The organism is Achromobacter xylosoxidans A8 (genome assembly GCF_000165835.1).
GTDB classification, from domain to species: domain Bacteria; phylum Pseudomonadota; class Gammaproteobacteria; order Burkholderiales; family Burkholderiaceae_B; genus Achromobacter; species Achromobacter xylosoxidans_B.
The window spans coordinates 4,755,515-4,773,038 of sequence record NC_014640.1; the positions used below are offsets into that span (position 1 = coordinate 4,755,515).

Below are 17,524 nucleotides of genomic sequence, written 5' to 3' on the forward strand. Positions count from 1 at the left end.
AGCTTCGTCATCAGTACACCAGGCGGGGCTTGCCGCAATCCACGGAGATCAGGGATACGTCGGTCTGGCCCAGGCTCAGGCCCAGCGCGTTCAGCAACTGCTGCAGCACCGCCGACAGCGAATCCAGCAGAGGGGCCAGCAAAGCCATGACGACGGACAGCACACCGCCCACCTGGTCATCGCCGCTCAAGGCCAGCGTGCCGACCGCATCGATGCGGCACAGGCGTATCTTGTCCGGCGCAAAGAACAGGGCGCAGGCTACGTCGCTGAGCGGCGCCGCCAAGAGCGATTTGAGAATATTTCCGACCAATTGCAGCGTGCCGCCCAGCACCCCTGTCAGGCCGCCCGTGGTCAGGCGTGTACCCAACTGGTCCATCGCGGTCTTGGACCACTGCATGTCGTTGACGACTTTCGAGACCGTCTTGCCCGCGTTGTTCGGGTCTTCGCCCACCAGTTTGGCTGCGAGGTCGCTGCGTTCCTTTGCGCTCAACGGCGTGCCGGTACTGTAGAGGTCGCCCAGGATGCCGCCGATCAGCGCGTCCGCCAGATTCGCGACCAGCTTGGACAGGTCCAGGTTGGTGGCGTTGACGGTCGCGGTGGAATTGGGCGACGGCGGCGCGGTCAAGGTCACCGGCACGGGCGCCGAGGAATTGAACACCGGCAGCGCAACCCTGGCAGTGAGCGGCAGTATGCCCAGCACGTTCAAGACCTGGTAGCGGCCAACGGAGCCGAATGCGCTGGGTTCGCAGCGGTTGGTGAGCGACTGGAAATTGGCGGATTTGGTGTCGGTGTTGGACTCCATGCCCGGGAAACGTCCCAGGCAGACGCTGGCCGCGGCCGAGGTCACGTCGATCATCGCCTGGTTTTCGGCCAGCGGCGCTTCGCACAGCTTGCGCAGCGTGCCCGTGGATTGCGCCACGTCGATGATGATGGGCAGGTCCACTTTGGTGTTCAGGGTGTTGGCCAGCAAAGGCCCCACCAGCGGGATGGTGCTGGTGTTGACGCGCAGATACACGCGAATGCCGGCGCTGACGGCCTGCACGCCTACGCCACCTACCGCCACCGCAGGCGGCTCGACAATGCGCACCCGCGCGTCCAGTCCCAGCAGCGGCACGCTCAATCCCAGATTGATCAGGTTGCTGCCGTTGGCAATGGCCAGGCCGGTTTCCAGAATGTTGAGCGCATTGACCTTGGCCTGCAAGGCGGCGCTGGGATCGCCGCCCACCACGTCCAGATTCAGCACGCCGCCGTCGCCGAACAGTTTCACGGGCAGGTTCAGCGGCATCAGGTCCAACACCGTGTTAATGGCCCCGCTCAGCAGCCCGACATCGGCGTTTGCGGTTCTCTGCTTGTCGATGACGCTCAGCGTGGCGCGCAGGAGCTGACCCAGGGTGAGGTTGCTTAGCGCCGTCAATTGCTCGGGCGTGCCCACGCCGGCCGCCACCGACAGCGGCAGGCCCAGCGCTTCCAGCAGGCCGGCCGGGGTGATGCCGACATTGGCCAGGCCGGCGGCGTCCAGCACATCCAGTTGCGTGGGCGACGCCCCCGCCGTGGCCAGCAATTGCGACAGCAGGCCGCCCCGCTCCAGCCGCAGCAGCCGCGATCCCACCGTGAAGGTGGCCACCGGCTGCGTGTTGGTGGCCACCGCCGCGACCGACGCCGTGACCCCGCCCACGCCGGGGATCAGATTGGCCAGCTGCTTGCGCACCGCAACCCGCACCGCGTTATAGGCCTGCCCGCCCGCCGCGTCGAAGACATGCATGCCGGACGCGTCGGACCGTGTCGGATCCCACACCTTGCATTCCACCGTGAAATCCGCGGCCGTGAACAAGTCGAGGATGTTCGGCACATTGGCCAGGGCCGAGGCCTTGCCCGCGGCGGCGGCCCGGGCGCAATCCGCGCTGGAGCCCAGGTTCAGGACCTGCACGGCCGACAGCGCCGCCAGATCCGCCGCCTTCTGCATCTCGCGCTTCATGTAGTAGCCGTAGGCGAGCTGCAGCACGCCCAGCAACACCACTCCCACCAGCACCGCGAAGACCACGGCGACGGTCATGCTGCCGCGTTGCCGCGGCGGCGAGGAAGGATGTGGACGGCCGGCAGACATGCTATTGCGACTCCGTTTCCGCAGGCGGCGGAGAAACAGGTTCCCTGGATTCACTGGACGTTGGGGATCTCCACATTCCGGTCGAACCACTCTGGAATCGGACGCTTGAAGCTTTCCAGATAGCGGTTCCAGGCCGCCGTGGAGACCGGCCCCAGCACGGGCAAGGCATTACCGGCGCGCCGGCCGTCGGCCTGCGCCGCCAACAGGCCGCGCGTCACATCGCCGAAACCCTCCTGCGCCGCGGGCGCGGCGGCCGGCGCTTGCGGCAGCGGAGTCTGCATCTGCTGCACCACCGGCCGGTCGGGCATGGCGGCTGCGGGGGTCGATGCGGGCGCAGGCGCAGACGCAGACGCCGGCGCGGGCGCGCCGCTCGGAGCGCCCGACATGCTGCCCGTCAGCGGCGCATTGGATTGCGCATGGCCGGCGGAAGGCGCCAGCGCCCCCAGGGCGCAGACCAGGATGAACAATGCGTGCTGGGTCGAATGAGACATGGCAGTCTTCCTCAAGACAGGGTTAGCGCACGATGGGGCCGTTGCCCAGCCCTTCCATCAAAGGGCTCATCATCGGCATGACCGTCTGCCCGCCGCTGGACACCCTGGTCGCCGGCGCGTAGGACGCGCCCGGCACCGGGGCCAGTTGGCCGCGGATCTCGGCGGCCAGTCGCAGCACCTGGCCGCGCGCTTCCTCGCTCAGTTGCGCCCGCTCCATCAGACGCTGCGCCTTGAGCGGATCGCCCTCGACCAGCAGCAGCACCGCCAGGTTCGCCAGCACCTTGCCGCTTTCCGGCGTCAATTCAGCCGCCTGCCCCAGGGGCACGCGCGCGCCCGCCGGATCGCCCGCCCGCAGGCGCGCGTAGCCCAGGTCGCCCAGGATCCGAGCGTCCATGGGCGCCAACCTGGCCGCGCGCGAAAAGTAGTCGGCCGCCTGGTCGAACTGCCCGCGCGAACCGGCGATCAAGCCCAGGCCATGCCAGCCCTCGGCGGCCTGGTCGGTGGCGGTCAGCGCGCGGTAGGCCTGCTCACTCTGCGCCGCCTGTCCGGTCTGGCGCAGCGCCTCGGCGCGCAGCACCGCCACCCGCGCGTCGTTGCCGTACTTCTGCTGATAGCCATCGATGTACGCGAGCGACGCGTAATAGCGCTCCTGGCGCTGCGCCTCGACGATCATGGACAGCATCATCTCTGGTTCCTTGGGCCGGCTCTTGCTCTGGGCCTCGTCTTCCTTCTGACGCATCAAGGCCTGTTCCTGCTGCTGTTGCTGGATCAGCTGCCAGGCGGATTCCGCGTTGTTGGTCTTGCATCCACTCAAGCCCGCGCCCGCAGCCAGCACCGTGGCCGCCAGCGCGCAACGCCATGCGCGCGACCTGCTTTCCGTTCCGCCGTTCATTACATGCCCCCCATGCGCGACAAGCCGCGCAATACCGCGATAAACCCCGCCCCGCCCGTCACGATCAACAGCGCGGGCAGCAGCGTCACGATCATGACCCCGGTCATCTTGACCGTGGTCTTGCCCACCTTCTCCTTCAATTCCAGGCGCCGCTTGTCCCGCAGGCGTTCGCCGAAGCGGTTCAAGGGCTCCTGCACCGCGCCGCCGTGCTGGTCGACCTGCGCGATCAGGCGGCAGATGGCGGACAGGTCGTCGTTGTCGAAGCCCGCGGCCAGCCTGGCCAGCGATTGCTCGCGCGTGCGGCCGCGCACATACAGTTCGGAGGCCAGGCGCAATTCAAACGCCAGCACCGGCAGCACCTGGCCGAACTCCTTGACCAGCACCTGCAGGCTCTGGTCGATCGACAGGCCCACGCCCTGCAACAGGCGCAGCAGGTCTATCAGCAGGGGCAGCTCGTCGGCCGCCTGCCTGCGGCGGCGCGCCAGGCGCCGCTGCACGATCCATTTGGGCAGCATGTAGCCGATCGCGAAGCCGAGAAAACCCGCGACCAATGCGCCCATCGGCATGTCGGGAAGGTGCTTGCTCAAGTCCAGCGTGACCGCCGCCACCGGCAGCAGGATCGCCAGGCCGACCCGGATCAGCACGAAACGCGAACGCGCGGTGCCAGGATTGGCATAGCCCGCCATGTCCACCAGCTTGCGGTCCTCGGAAGCCAACAGCGCGTCGGCCAGCCGGCCTTCGCTCAGGCGTTTGCCGAAGGTGTCGGCCGCCCGCGTTGCCGCCGCCAGCCGCCCCTGCCCGCCTTCGCCGCGCAGGGGCGCCGAGGCCGCGCCACCCTCGCGCGCGGCCAGCGCCTGATCCACCACCTGGCGGCTGCGGCTCTGGCTGCGCAGGCGCCGCGCCATTCCCAGGCCCAACACCACCAGGCCGGCAGCCACCAGCATCAGCGCCATCGCCAGCACGGTGGTTGCGTTCCAGGATTGCAGGGTGTCCATGCGGCGCTCCCTTCAAATGGCCTTGGCCATGCGATACAGCCAATAGCAACCGCCGACCTGCAGGCACACGGCGGTCAGCAGCATCCTGAAACCCTGCGGGTCTTGCCACAGGCCCATGAACAGGTTGTTGTTCGCAACGATGATGAAGCCCGCGATGCCCACGGGCAGCAAGGCCAGGATCCAGGCTGACAGCCGGACCTCGGCCGAACTCGCGGTCAATTCGTTGCGCGCCTGGGCCACGTCGCGCATGAAGGCCGCCATGCGTTCCAGCACCTGGTCGCTGCGGCCGCCGAAGCGCATGGCCAGCGACACCACCGCCGCGACCATGTACAGCTCCTTCAGCCCGTACAGACGCGATACTTGCGCCAGCGCCGCGTCCAGCTCCTTGGAGCGGCTCAGGCTGGACGCCGTTTCCACCACCTCGCGCAAGGGTTCGTCGGTGGCGGCCGCGGCAGTCTGGAACGCCGCGCCCATGCTGTTGCCGATGGTGAGCAGGCGCACGATGTTGTCCAGGAACGCGGGCAACTGCGAGATCATGCGCCGCTGGCGTTTGTCGGCCCGCAGCCACAGCAGGAAGTAGGCAAACACGGCCAGCAGCAGCAAGGTCACCGCTCCCGACAGCGGACCCAGCAAAACCCAGGCCAGCGCTGCGCCAGCAACGACAGGAAGCGCGATGCGCAAATACAGGCCGACGCTTTGCCGCAGTCCGGCCAGGCGCAGCAAGCGGTCCCAGCCGGAAAAGCCGCTGCGGAATTCGCGCGAGCTCTCGGCAAAGGGCGCATCGGCGCTGGCCTCGTCCCGGCCCCGCTGCAGTTGGCTTTCCAAAAAGGCGGAGCTGGCCGCCCGGCGCGCGCTGCGGCCGGCATGGCGCCACAGCAGCACCGCGCCGATCGCCAGCACCGCCGCCAGGATCGCAAGCACCAGGGCTTCCAGCATCAGCGCCTCCTGCTCCAGAATCCGCCGCCCCCGCCATCGCGGTCGTCCGGCGGGTTGTCGTTGGCGCGCGCTTCGTTGCGCATTTTTGCCAGCTTGGGCGTATGGGGGTGGATGCCCAGCCAGGTCCAGCGGTCCTTCTCCTCGCCGTCCGGCGCCGCATAGGATTCGTGGCGATAGAGCTCTTGCGTGGAGATCACGTTGTCGCCCATGCCCGTGATCTCGGTCACCGACAACACCCGGCGCTTGCCGTTGGACAGGCGCCCGATCTGCACGATGAAATCCAGCGCGCTGGCGATCTGCCGGCGCAGGCTGTCCTCGCTGCCCTGGAAACCGGCGAAGCCGGCCAGCATCTCGATGCGGTACAGGCATTCGCGCGGAGAGTTCGCGTGGATCGTCGCCATCGAACCTTCGTGCCCGGTGTTCATGGCTTGCAGCATGTCCATGACCTCGGCGCCGCGCACTTCCCCCACCACCACCCGGTCCGGCCGCATCCGCAGGCTGTTGCGGATCAGCTCGCGGATGGTGACGGCGCCGCTGCCGTCAAAGCCCCCCTGACGCGATTCCAGCCGCACCACATGCGGATGGTTGAGCGACAGTTCGGCGGTGTCCTCCACCGTCACCACGCGTTCCGTTTCGGGGATGAAGAACGCCAGCGCGTTCAGCAGCGAAGTCTTGCCCGAGCTGGTGCCGCCGGACACCAGGATATTGCAGCGGTTCTTCACCGCCTCGTTCAGCAGCCGGTAGATCTCTTCGTCGAAGCTGCCCAGCGTCAGCAGGTCCGCCGGCTTGAGCGGGTCCTGGCGGAATTTGCGGATCGACACCATGGGGCCGTCCACCGCCAGCGGCTCGATCACCACGTTCAGGCGGCCGCCGTCGGGCAGGCGCGCATCCACCATGGGGCTGGATTCGTCCAGCCGGCGGCCGATCGGGGCCAGGATGCGGCGCACGATGCGCAGCACGTGCTGGTTGTCGGTGAAGCGCAGCGTCTCGCGGGCCAGCACGCCGCGGCGCGAGACGAAAACGTTGTCGTAGCCGTTGATCAGGATGTCTTCCACGGCCGGGTCCGCCAGCAGGTCCTCCAGGGGTCCCAGGCCGGCCAGTTCCTTCGTCAGCGCCTCGGCGATGGCGCGCATTTCGCCTTCATTGATGGGCACCCGGCGCAGGCGCACGAAGCTCGCGACCTCGATGTCCACGAACTCCTGGATCGCCGACCTGGCCCAGCGGCCGAACTCCGCGCCCAGCTCTTCGATGCGGGACAGCAGGTGCTCGTAGGCCGCCGTCTTCACTTCCTGGTAGCGGTCCGACGCCACAAAGCCTTTATCGCCGTCGCCGCCGAACTCTATCGTCGCTGTCATGATCATGTCGGGTCCCGTTACCGTCCGTCTGTCTGTCCGTCAACCGACCACCATGCGGCGGTGCACGCCGGGCAGCCAGGTGGCCAGCCAGCCTGCCCGCCCGCCGGGCGTGTTCTCCTCCGTGCAGAGGCGTTCCGCCAGCGCCTGCACCGCGCGCACATAGACATCGCGTTCGGCCTCTTCGTGCAACAAATGCCCGCGGTTCGTGCACACCATCAGAGGCAGCGTGCGGTCCGGCAGCGTGCCCACCAGTTCCAGCTGGAAGCGTTCGGCGATCTGCTGCGCGGTCATGCCGTAGCGCTCGTCATAGCGGTTGACGATGAGGCCCAGGCTGCGCCGCTCCACGTGCAGCTGCTCCAGCTCCTGCAGCAGGCCGGCCAGCGACACCAGCGCGCCCACGCTCTGATCGGTCACGATCCAGTTGAGCTGCGAAGCGCGCGCCAGGCCCGACACGAACTCGGGGTTGGTGAAGCCGCCCGAATCGGCCACCACGACCGAAAAATGCTGGCGCATGCGTTCGAATACCAGCAGCGAATCCGACTGCGACACGTCGCGCATCTGGCCCAGGTCGCGCGGCAGCGACAGCACGCTCAGGCCATTGGCCGTGTGCGCCATGGCGGATCCCAGCAACGTGGAATCGAGACGGCGCAAATTGCGCGCAGCCTCGGCGAAGTCGAAGTCGCCGCCTATGTTCAGGTAGAGCTGGCAGTCGCCGACGGGCCAGCCCAGGTCCATCAGCGCAACCCGGCTGGACAGGGGTAGCGGTTCGCCGGCAGGCTTGGGCGCCTTGGCGCCGGAAGCGGCGCGCTGGCCGTGCGCAAGCGCCAGGCGGTCCTGCAGCATGCCCGCCAGATGCACCGCCAGAGTGCTGGTGCCCACGCCGGGACGCGCACCCAGCAGCACGACGCTGCGGCGCGTGCCGTCCATGCGGCCGCCCGACGGCCGGTCGAGCAGGCGCAGCACTACTTCCTTGATCTCCTGCGGCGCCACCGAGGGGTCGACGAAATCGCTGACGCCCGCCCGCAAGGCGGCGATCGCCCCCTCCGGCTGGCTCAGGAAGCCGACCGCCACGCGCGGCACCGTCGGCGCAATGCGCGCCAGCAAGCGCGCCAGTTCGGCGGACTTGAACAGCTTGCCGGGTTCCTCGTCGCTCAGGGTGAAATCCAGGAACACCACCTGCGGCGCGATCTCCGTCAGGCGCCGCGCCAATTCTTCGATGCGCGGCGATTCCTGGGTCAGCATCCCCAGGTCGCCCAGAGCCTGCCCCAGCTGCGCGGCGACCGCGTTGCCTTGGGAGCAGAACAGGAACCGCGTGCCGTTTTGCAGGCCCACCCATTCGCTGGCATGTGTCTTCATATTGCTCACCGTGAAAAGCCCGGCATCTGCTGGCCGCCCATCGGGCCGGTCAGGTAATAGCCCCAAGCGTTGAATGCCGTATCCGTCTGCTCCTGCTTCGCTCCCGGCAGCGGCAGGGCCACGCCGCGCGCGATGGGGCGCACCAGGCGCGGCGTCACGACGATGACCAGCTCGGTATCCTCCTGGGAGTAATCGACGCTGCGGAAGAAGGAGCCGATGATGGGCAGGTCGCCCAGCATGGGCACCTTGTTGACCATGGCCTTGGTCTGGCGCGACACCAGGCCGCTGATCACGAAGCTTTCGCCATCGCCCAGTTCCACCGTGGTGTCGGCGCGGCGCGTGCGCAAGGCCGGGATGATGGTGCTGGTGTCCGCGCTGGTGTTGATGGCGATGCCGTTGGTGTAATCCAGCTCGCTGGCCTCTGGCGCCACCTTCAGCGAAATACGGTCGCGCGACAGCACGGTGGGCGTCACGGTCAGGCCGATGCCGAAGGGTTTGAAGGTCACGTTGACCGTCCCCAGGCCGCCCGCCTGCGGAATCGGCAATTCGCCGCCGGCCAGGAAGCTGGCGCTCTGCCCCGTCAAGGCCACCAGGGTCGGCTCGGCCAGGACGCGCGCCATGCCGTTGGTCTGCAGCAGGCGCAGCCGCGCCGAGAAGTTGTTGGAGTCATAGAACAGCGAAAAACCGGACGCCAGCGCGCCGCCCAGGCTGGCAGGCATGGTGGAGCTGCCGCCGCTCCAGGGGCCGTTGCTGGCCGTGAAGCTGATGCCGGCCGCCTTCATCACCGAACGCGACACTTCCACGACCTTCACCTCAACCTGCACCACGCCGCCGGTGCCCGCGGTCGACATGTCCACCACGTTCTTTTCCCCGCCCACGGCGGACGCCGCCATGGTGGCCGACGCGATCTGCCCCAACTGCGACTCGGCATGGCCCGACACGACGGCGTGGCCGTCGGCGATGTCGACGTTGGCGCCCCCGCCCAGGCCCCGGCTCGCCAGCGCGCCCTGCACGCTGCCGCCGACGCGGACGTTCCATATCTGCGGCGCGGCGTTGTTGCCGGTCCAGATCTGCAATTGCGTGGTGCCGGGCTTCTTGCCATATAGCAGCACGGAGGCCGCGCGCTTGCCGGTGGCGGGCAAGACCTTCACGTCCGCCACGTCGGGGTCGCCGATGGCGATGCGCGCGGGCGCGCCGCCATCCAGCACGAGGCTCTGCTGCCCCTTCACCGCCATCGAGATGTCGCGGACCGGCGCATTCGCGCCAGCCGCCGGCGCCGCGGTCTGTGCCAGGCTGAGGCCCCCCAGTGTCATCGCTGCCGCGGCCGACAGGAGGCAGATCATGGTGGTGCGCTGATGTTTCTTCATGTGCAGGACCTGATGATGGAAAGAGTCCGGCTGCGGCCAGCGCCTGGTCCGCCCGCAGCCCCGTTCAATAGCGCACGCGCTCGGATTTATCTCCTCGGATGATTTCCACCGTCCGGCCGCCGCCAGAACCCTGGGGCCGGCTCGCGGCGCGGGCGGCCGGCGCCAGCGCCGCGGACGTGGTGCCGTCCAGTTGCACCAGGCTCTCGCCGGCATAGGCGCGGTTGGGGCCCGACTGCAGCGACTCGCGCTGCGCGACCGTCAAATCGGCGCGGACCGGCAACACCGTGCCGCGTCGGGCGAACAACTGCGCGTCCGGCATGCTGTCGTCGCCCACGGGGCGCAGCGCCAGCTGCAGGCGGCCCGCGCGGCCGGCCAGCATCAGTTCGTTGACCCGGTCGACCGGCACGGCCAGCACCGCGGTGCGCGCCGGCTGGCCCGGGCCGCCCTGCTGCAGGGCCGACTTTTCGTCCGGCCCTTCCACCGAGGCTCTGCCGTAGGCCAGCACCCGCACCTGGGACTGCAACAGGCGGGCCTGGCCTACCGCCACTTCGGCGCTTTTTTCGATCATGAAGAACACGTCCACCATGTCGCCGGGGACGATGCGATTGCCGCCGCCTATCACTTCGTCCACCGCGATGGCGACGGCGCGCTCGCCTGGCTTGAGCTGGCGTGCCAAGCCTTGCGTCAACAGACTGGGCACGATCGGATCGCCTGCGGCGATGTCGACTTTCGCCACCGCGCCTTCCAGCGGCGCGATGTCGGCAAAGCCGCCGGACAGCGCGACCTGCCACTGGGCCACCGTCAGCATGCTTGCGCTGTCGATGCGCGAACCCGCGGGAATCGGTTGCCGGGCCACCACCACCGGATGGAGCTTGAGCGGTTCCGCCGGCGCCGCCGCGACAGGCGCGGGCGCCACGCCGGGCGGAGGACTGGCCGGCGCCGAGGCCAGGCGCCAGGCCACGAAGGCCAGCACCAGGCCCGCCACCAGCAACATACCCGCGACGATCTTGCTCAGACTGCTCATGGCGCCCCCTGCGATATCTGCACAACGGCCTGCGATTGCAACCTGCCGGGGATCCAGTTCCGGTTCGCGCCCGGCAAGGCGGTGATCAGCCCGCGCACGGTCTCCAGCAGCGGCCAGGACTGGGTGTTGTAGGTCATGGCGACGGTGGCGCAATCGGCCTGCCTGCCGCCCGCCCCGGTCCAGGCGCAGGGCGCGCGCGTGGCGCTGCACAGCACCGCCGAACCGGCGGAGAACGAGCCCATCGCAGCGAAACACGCCGCTGCCGGCACATCGGCCTGGCCGTTGAATCGGGCGTAGACCGCGGCGCGCGCGCCATCCGCGGCGGCCGCAGCCAGTTGCTGCTGCATCCAGAACAGCGCGCCGAACCCGACCACGCCGCAAATGAAGAGCAACAGCAGGGTGAGCGTCAGCGAAAACTCCAGCGCCGCAATGCCACGCTGGCGTTTGCGTGGAACGTTCCCGGAGCATTGCGCATAGGCTCGCATCTCAGCCTCCCCCGCCCAGGGCATTGCCCAGATGCACGGTCGCGCGCGCGCTCAGCACGCTGGAGGCCGGCATCAGCGCCGCCTGCAGCAATGGCACCGATGGAATGAGCGGATGCGCGCCATACGCATAGGACACGTTGACCTCGATCTGGTCCTGCGCCAGCGGCAAGCCGCTGCAGGCGCCGCCGGCCGCGCTGCTCAGCGCCCCCGCGCTGCCGCAGACCGCCACCTGCACCGGCGCCGCGGACAGGGTGCTGATCCACTCCGCCTGGTACAACGCCGAATCGCGTCCGGCATTGGCCCGCGCCGTCAGCGACGCGGTACCGGCCTGCCACTGCAAGACCTTGCGCGCGCCGTCCTGCGCGGCCAGCGTCACGGAATGCTGCGCGGCGACCACCAGGGAGTACGTCAGGATCCCGTAAAACACCAGGAAGAACACCACGAATACCAGGGCGAATTCCACGGAATAAGAACCGCGCTGAAGGCGGCCAGGCCCAGATAAGCGGCATACGGAATCTGGCGCGCGCGGTTGCTCAGCGCCCAGACCCGCGACACCGCCAGGTACCCCAGTCCATGCAGGCCGGCCAATACGCTGGCCAACGCCAGCGTCACCATCAGCGGCGCGAAACCGAGCAAGAGCCCGAGCACGGCGATGGCCTTGATATCGCCCGCTCCCATCAGCCGCCTGCGCCATAGCGGCAGGAAAAGCACTGCAACCAGAAATCCGGCCAGCGCCATCAACCATCCCGACCAGCGCGGCGGATAGGCCCAGCCCGGCGCCAGCAAGGCCGCCAGCAGCCATAGCAATTGACCCGCGAGTCCCGCGACGATCAGCCGGTTGGGGACGCGGCGATAGCGCAGATCGGCGTGGATCAGCGCCACGATCCAGCATGCAAACAACAGCCACCACAGCACTTCCCCTGGATACAAGGCAAGACCTTCAAGAAAACGACTTCAACGACGGACGCGTCGGGACTGACGCGGACTCCTTCAATCAAGTGATGCCATGTTGCGGGTACGCGCCGCGGCGGCAAGGAATACATCGCCGCCACGACGCGGACTGGTTGCAGCTCAAGCCGGAGGCGTAGTGGTACCGGTCTTGGCGTTGTCCAGCTTGGTGCCTAGTTCCTCGAACATGCCTTTCAAGGACCCGGTAAATGCCCCCACCGCGACGATGAGGGCTACCGCCACCATTCCCGCGATCAGCCCGTACTCCAGGGCCGTGATGCCGTCTTCGTCATTCCAGAACTGCGCAAGTGTTGCTTTCATGTCGAGCTCCATGGGTCTCGATTGATGACCGGGGCTGTTCTTCAAGCAACAGAGCCAGCCCCCTAAAGCCTGGAACCGCCCACGCGCCGCGCTCATTGCCGCGGCGCGCGTCCAGGGTCCAGCTAACCCGGCCCCGGCGTGGTTCCGGGCAATCTGTCCGCAACCACGCCAGGGGCCGATTCAATGATCGAGTCGATGCGCTGCGCCGTGCGCGCGCGAAAGCGTTCGGAAGCGCGCTGCAAATGCCAGCGCATGAGGAGCAAGGTGACTGCGGACAGCGCGAAAGCGACGTATGGCAGCATGGCGCCGCCGATATGCAGGCCGATGGCGTCGTTCGTGGTGGTGCAGATGACCGCGCCCGCCGCCGCGCCGGTGTAATGCATGCCGCAGACCGCGACGGCCATCAAAATGGCCGCGCCGATGCGCTGGCGTTCATTCTGGGTATTGAAGGCGAGCCAGAGCGCGGCAGTGGCCGCGACGACGGCGATCAACACCGACAAAACCACCAGCGGCAGATTCCAGAGCAATACCGCCGGCATGCGCGCGGCGCTCATGCCCACATAATGCATGGAAGCGACGCCGAACCCCGCGGCGCAGCCCCCTACCAGGCAGCGCAGGAAAGTGAATCGGTCGCGGCCGACATACCAGAATGCCCAACCGGAAAACCCGGCCGCAACCATGAAACTGAGTATCGTCAGGCCGACCTGGTAACCAACTTCAAAAGGCAGGTTCTGCGCCAGCATGCCGATGAAATGCATGCTCCAGATACCCACGCCACCCATCGCCACCGCGCCGATGACGATATAGCCGACGCGGATTTCACCATCCTGGGTTTCCGCGCGGATACCCGCGGCGGCCAACAGGGCCACATACGAACCCAACGCCGCAATCAGGAATGAAAGCGCCACCAGACTGCCATTGAAGGAGAGCGGAACGACATCACCCGGGCTCATGTGCTCTCCCGGTGTGGCAAGCGGCTGCGGCAGCGCGCGGCCGGCAAGCTGTTGCAGTGCTTCTTGCGGTAATCCCCAGCCATCTTCGCCTCCGGGCGGGTCCACACATTTTGCGTATTTTTGATACGTATCTTTAGTTTATATATTGCCAAATCATACACATCAGGGTTTTCACTGAATTTCGCGATATTGCGACAGAAGATGTGTAACGGATGGACCTAAGTTTTCGAAAACATTAATAAAAACCGCCAAAGCTCGCTTATCTTTGCCTGAAAATATATTACGCAACAAAAGAATATTCCGAAATAATGTAAATGCAGCCACTTTACGGAGGCGGAATTTGAAATGAATTGTCATTCAACCAGAAATACTGGCACCATACGCCCACCGCTAACTGCAACTTTGTCTTAACACTGTTGCTACCCTTTTCAATCCAATACTCGATCGGGTCCGGGTATCCGTTCAGAAGCGCCAGCGGAAATGAGAGACGAAAAAGGCAAGAGCAGCAGATCCCCGGCGAGTCCGCTTTGTCTCGCCCTCTTGTGCATGGTGGCAGCCGGCACTCAGGCCCGGGCCGAAGGTCCGCTACGCGGCAATCCGGTGGACGCCATGCCGCGCATTGAGCGTCCGCCCTCGGCGACGCAGCCTCCGCCCTACGTCCAGACCGCCACGCCGGAACAGCTGGCCTTGCAGGCTCGCCTGGCGCAGCGCATCGTGCCGCGCAATTTCGACGTCAGCGGCGTGCGCGCCATCCCGTTCGAGGAAGTGTCCGGGCTGCTCACCCCGCTTGCGGGCAAGGAAATCAGCCTGGGCGAACTTGTCCAGGAAGTCGACAAGATCACCCAGCTCTACCGCGACAAAGGCTTTCCCCTGTCGTTCGCGCTGCTGCAGAACCAGACCTTCGCCAACGGCCTGGTGGTGGTGACGGTGGTCGAGGGCTACATCGCCAACGTGCGGATCGAAGGCGATATCGGCAACGCGCAGGACAGACTGGAAGCGCTGGCCGCGCCCATGCAGGAGGAAAGGCCGCTCAAGCAGGCCACGCTGGAACGCCAACTGAACCTGATGCGTACCGTGCCGGGCGTCAAATTCACGCCGAGCCTGGATCTGCCCCGTCGCGCCGATGGCGCCACCGAACTGGTGCTGGCGGCCAGCCGCCAGCCCGTCAGCCTGACCGGCGGCATCGCGGACCTGGGTACCGGCATGCAGCCCATCGTGAATCTCGCGACCAACAGCCTCACCCCCCTGGGCGAGCAAGTGAAGCTGACCGCCTCGGTGCCCTTCAATACCGATGACGTGAAGTACGTGTCGGGCGAGATCCGCGTGCCGATCGGGGCGGACGGCCTGGCCGTCAAGATCGATGGCTATCACTACGACGCACGGCCCCAGGACGACGCCATCGAAATGTTGGGCTTCGAGCGCCGCGTGAAGAACGACCGCATCGGCATCGGCGTGAGCTATCCGTTCCTGTTGAACAACACCCGCTCGCTGACCGGCACCGTGGGCGTCTACGCGGCCAATTCCAAGGACCGCTACGAGGCCCGCAACACCGACCGCTGGCTGCAGCAGGATGCCCAGGTGCGCGCGGCGACCGCCGAGATGCGCTACATCCAGGTATCCGAGACCAAGGCCACCGATGTCACGCTGAGCGTGGCCAAGGGGTTTGACGCCGCGGGCGCAAAAAAGGACATCGCGACCAACTATGGCTACTCTGCCACCCCGCTGCTGGACCTGGATTTCACCCGCTACAACCTGAACGCCAGGCAGACCTTTGTGCTGCCCGCCCAGATCGGCCTGGTTTTCTCTGGCGCGGCACAGTACTCCAGCAACATCCTGCCTTCTTCCGAACAGGTCTCGTACGGCAGCTGGCGCTACGCCATGGGCTATCCGCAGGGCGAACAAAGCGGCGACAAGGGCGTGGGCGTGTCGGCGGAAATCAATCGCCGCTTCGGCGTGGGCTGGGAATACCTTTCCAGCGTGCAGCCTTACGCCCTGGTCGACTACGCGCGCACTTGGTACAACAACAAGGACCTGCAGACCCTGAATCAGCGACACCTGTCCTCCGTGGCCCTGGGCTTGCGCTTTACCGACGACAAGTACTACCTGTTCGATTTCAACGTAGCCAAACCGGTGGGATCGGCCACGGTCAACGACGACCGGAACGTGCGTTTCAACGCCAACTATTCCCTGTTCTACGACGCGTTCTAGCCGCTCGGGACGAGGCGGCCGGCAGATCGATGAACGCCCGTTACGACGGGCGTTTTTTCTTGGGCGGCGCTGCCGGCGTTACGTAACGTCCGCCGTAACGTTACGTCGGATGGGCGGCTTTCCGTAACAATCGCAGGCTCCGGGCGATCGCAAAAATGAGGATTTTCCAGATTTAAGGAAAACCCTTGTTTTCATTCCTATCCCATTGATAACAAGGCGATTTAACTCACCGAAAATTGCCGCAAATACCGCTTTGCGGGCATGGCGAAAAATCTTGGCACGATTTGTGCATAAGGAAGCGTATCGGGTTGTTTCGACGCCTGACTCTTCCAACCAAAGGAGTTCGCCATGCATACCCATTCCGACACGCGCCGCCTGCAACGCGTCCTGACCGCCACCATCCTGGCCACCGCATTGGTAAGCGCCCTGGCCGCCTGCGGCGGCGGTGGCGGCGGGAAGAAAACCGCGGGACTGCCCGGGACCGACATCCCGACCAACCCCGGTGGTGGCGGCCTTGATCCTGGCGGCGGCCTCAACCCTGGCGGCGGGACCAATCCCGGCGGCGGTACCAACCCCGGCGGCGGTACCAACCCCGGTGGTGGAACCAACCCTGGTGGCGGCACCAATCCCGGTGGCGGGACCGACCCCGGCGGCGGCACTAATCCTGGCGGCGGCACCAATCCGCCGCGCGTGAGCGGCCTGTTGGAAACCACGCTGGGCAATACCGGCGCGGCGCTCGACAACACCCTGCCCTTGAACCTGGACACGACCTTGGCCGGCGTGGGCAAGGCGCTGGATCCCACGATCAAGCCGGTAGCCGACACCGTGGTCGGACTGACTCAACAGATCGGCGCGACTACCGGTTTGGGACAACCCACCGACGGCGTCGTCAGGCAGGTAGGCGGCCTGGTCAGCGACCTGGGCACCAGCGTCAAAGGATCGGGACTGCCCGGGGGCCTGGGCGCGGGCGTGGGCGGCCTGGTGGACGGCCTGGGCAAGACCGTGGCCAGCACTGGCGGCCTGCTGAATGCGAACGCCAACAATCCGAATCCCCTGACGACCGTGCTGGGCAACGCCACCGGCGCGGTGGGCGCCTTGACGGGGGCACTGTCGGGCCAGGGCGGGCTGCTGCAGCCGATCACCCAGGTAGTCGGCGGCGTGACTGGCGGCGTACTCAGCGGCCCCAACACGCCGCTGCTCGAGCCTGCGCTCGGCAACGTCGGCAAGACGGTCGACAACGTGCTGCCGCTGGGCTTGCAGCCCGTGCTGGCCGGCGTGGGCGGCGCGCTGGATCCGACCGCCAGCCCACTGGCCGGCAAGGTCGTCGGACTGACGCAGCAAGTCGGCGATACCACCAAGCTGGGCGCGCCGGTAGCCGGCCTATTGAGCAGCCTGGGCGGCACGGTCACCAATCTGGGCGGCGCGTTGCCGGGTGGCACGCCGGGCTTGAACGGCGTACTGCAAGGGCTGGGCGGCGCGGTCGCCAGCGCGGGCGGCCTGCTGCATGCCACGCCGGGCAACGCCAATCCCCTGGGTTCGACGCTGGCGAACGCGACGGGCGCGGTGGCCTCTCTCACCGGCGGCCTGGGCCTGGGCGGCGTGACGGGCGGATTGACGGGCGGCGCCAACGGCACGGGCGGCCTGCTGGCCCCGGTGACCGGCCTGCTGGGCGGCGTGACGGGAGCGGTGGGCGGCACGGCCGGCGGCGGATTGCTGGGCGGACTGGTCGGTGGGTTGACGGGGGCTGGCGGCGCTGCGGCAGGCGCCGGCGCCTCGGCCGGGACGAACGGCGGCGGACTGTTGGGCGGGCTGGTGGGAGGCGTGAACGTCGCGGCCGGCGCCGGGGCCGGTGCGGGAGCCTCTACCGGGGCGCCCGCCAGCTCGGGAGGATCTGGTGGCACGACGGGCGGCGCCGCAGCCAATGGCGGCCTGCTCGGCGGACTGCTGGGTGGCGTGACGGGCAGCCTGACGGGCGGCGCGGCGGCGGGCGGATCGTCTGGCGGGACTGCCAACGGCGGCCTGCTGGGCGGACTGCTCGGCGGCCTGGCCGGGAAGAAGTGATCCATCGCAACCGCCAGGAATCCACATC

The 17,524-nt window shown here is 67.2% G+C and carries 16 protein-coding genes; 2 read left to right on the plus strand and 14 right to left on the minus strand.

Annotated features, from left to right (window positions below; all coding sequences use genetic code 11):
• Nucleotides 1-10 precede the first annotated feature (10 nt).
• The 14 genes from AXYL_RS22005 to AXYL_RS22070 form a co-directional block, all read right to left on the minus strand.
• Nucleotides 11-2,104: a pilus assembly protein TadG-related protein gene (locus AXYL_RS22005; RefSeq protein WP_237709925.1), complete on the minus strand. Its 2,094-nt coding sequence runs from the start codon at nucleotides 2,102-2,104 to the stop codon at nucleotides 11-13.
• A gap of 50 nt (nucleotides 2,105-2,154) precedes the next feature.
• Nucleotides 2,155-2,595: a DUF3613 domain-containing protein gene (locus AXYL_RS22010; protein ID WP_013395071.1), complete on the minus strand. Its 441-nt coding sequence runs from the start codon at nucleotides 2,593-2,595 to the stop codon at nucleotides 2,155-2,157.
• A gap of 22 nt (nucleotides 2,596-2,617) precedes the next feature.
• Nucleotides 2,618-3,487: a tetratricopeptide repeat protein gene (locus AXYL_RS22015; RefSeq protein WP_013395072.1), complete on the minus strand. Its 870-nt coding sequence runs from the start codon at nucleotides 3,485-3,487 to the stop codon at nucleotides 2,618-2,620.
• The gene (locus AXYL_RS22020) at nucleotides 3,487-4,482 is read right to left on the minus strand and encodes a type II secretion system F family protein (RefSeq protein ID WP_013395073.1); all 996 of its coding nucleotides are present in this window, start codon (nucleotides 4,480-4,482) and stop codon (nucleotides 3,487-3,489) included. Before AXYL_RS22020 ends, AXYL_RS22015 begins: the two co-directional genes overlap by 1 nt.
• Before the next feature lie 12 nt (nucleotides 4,483-4,494).
• Complete coding sequence (locus AXYL_RS22025; protein ID WP_013395074.1) at nucleotides 4,495-5,418, minus strand: type II secretion system F family protein; 924 nt, start codon at nucleotides 5,416-5,418, stop codon at nucleotides 4,495-4,497.
• On the minus strand, nucleotides 5,418-6,779 hold the full coding sequence (locus tag AXYL_RS22030) for a CpaF family protein (RefSeq protein ID WP_013395075.1): 1,362 nt from the start codon (nucleotides 6,777-6,779) through the stop codon (nucleotides 5,418-5,420). Before AXYL_RS22030 ends, AXYL_RS22025 begins: the two co-directional genes overlap by 1 nt.
• Nucleotides 6,780-6,812: 33 nt before the next feature.
• The gene (locus AXYL_RS22035) at nucleotides 6,813-8,138 is read right to left on the minus strand and encodes a pilus assembly protein CpaE (protein ID WP_041654070.1); all 1,326 of its coding nucleotides are present in this window, start codon (nucleotides 8,136-8,138) and stop codon (nucleotides 6,813-6,815) included.
• Entirely contained in the window at nucleotides 8,135-9,496 is a 1,362-nt protein-coding gene (locus AXYL_RS22040; RefSeq protein WP_013395077.1) for a type II and III secretion system protein family protein, read from the minus strand. The genes AXYL_RS22035 and AXYL_RS22040 overlap by 4 nt, the downstream gene beginning before the upstream one ends.
• A gap of 64 nt (nucleotides 9,497-9,560) precedes the next feature.
• Nucleotides 9,561-10,520, minus strand: coding sequence for a Flp pilus assembly protein CpaB (cpaB, locus tag AXYL_RS22045; RefSeq protein WP_013395078.1), 960 nt, complete (start codon nucleotides 10,518-10,520; stop codon nucleotides 9,561-9,563).
• A complete protein-coding gene (locus tag AXYL_RS22050) occupies nucleotides 10,517-11,005 on the minus strand; it encodes a TadE/TadG family type IV pilus assembly protein (RefSeq protein WP_013395079.1) in 489 nt (162 codons plus the stop codon). Before AXYL_RS22050 ends, cpaB begins: the two co-directional genes overlap by 4 nt.
• Before the next feature lies 1 nt (nucleotide 11,006).
• The gene (locus AXYL_RS22055; RefSeq protein WP_013395080.1) at nucleotides 11,007-11,468 is read right to left on the minus strand and encodes a TadE/TadG family type IV pilus assembly protein; all 462 of its coding nucleotides are present in this window, start codon (nucleotides 11,466-11,468) and stop codon (nucleotides 11,007-11,009) included.
• On the minus strand, nucleotides 11,414-11,935 hold the full coding sequence (locus tag AXYL_RS22060) for a prepilin peptidase (RefSeq protein ID WP_013395081.1): 522 nt from the start codon (nucleotides 11,933-11,935) through the stop codon (nucleotides 11,414-11,416). Before AXYL_RS22060 ends, AXYL_RS22055 begins: the two co-directional genes overlap by 55 nt.
• Before the next feature lie 141 nt (nucleotides 11,936-12,076).
• Nucleotides 12,077-12,274 (minus strand): Flp family type IVb pilin, encoded by a 198-nt coding sequence (locus AXYL_RS22065; protein ID WP_013395082.1) that lies wholly within the window; start codon nucleotides 12,272-12,274, stop codon nucleotides 12,077-12,079.
• A 122-nt stretch (nucleotides 12,275-12,396) separates the two neighbouring features.
• The gene (locus AXYL_RS22070; RefSeq protein ID WP_013395083.1) at nucleotides 12,397-13,227 is read right to left on the minus strand and encodes an MHYT domain-containing protein; all 831 of its coding nucleotides are present in this window, start codon (nucleotides 13,225-13,227) and stop codon (nucleotides 12,397-12,399) included.
• Nucleotides 13,228-13,773: 546 nt separating this feature from the next.
• Between AXYL_RS22070 and AXYL_RS22075 the strand changes: the two genes are divergently transcribed.
• Together AXYL_RS22075 and AXYL_RS22080 are read left to right on the plus strand one after the other, a co-directional pair.
• Nucleotides 13,774-15,435 (plus strand): ShlB/FhaC/HecB family hemolysin secretion/activation protein, encoded by a 1,662-nt coding sequence (locus tag AXYL_RS22075; RefSeq protein ID WP_013395084.1) that lies wholly within the window; start codon nucleotides 13,774-13,776, stop codon nucleotides 15,433-15,435.
• A gap of 348 nt (nucleotides 15,436-15,783) precedes the next feature.
• Complete coding sequence (locus AXYL_RS22080; RefSeq protein ID WP_013395085.1) at nucleotides 15,784-17,496, plus strand: collagen-like triple helix repeat-containing protein; 1,713 nt, start codon at nucleotides 15,784-15,786, stop codon at nucleotides 17,494-17,496.
• Nucleotides 17,497-17,524: the final 28 nt, after the last annotated feature.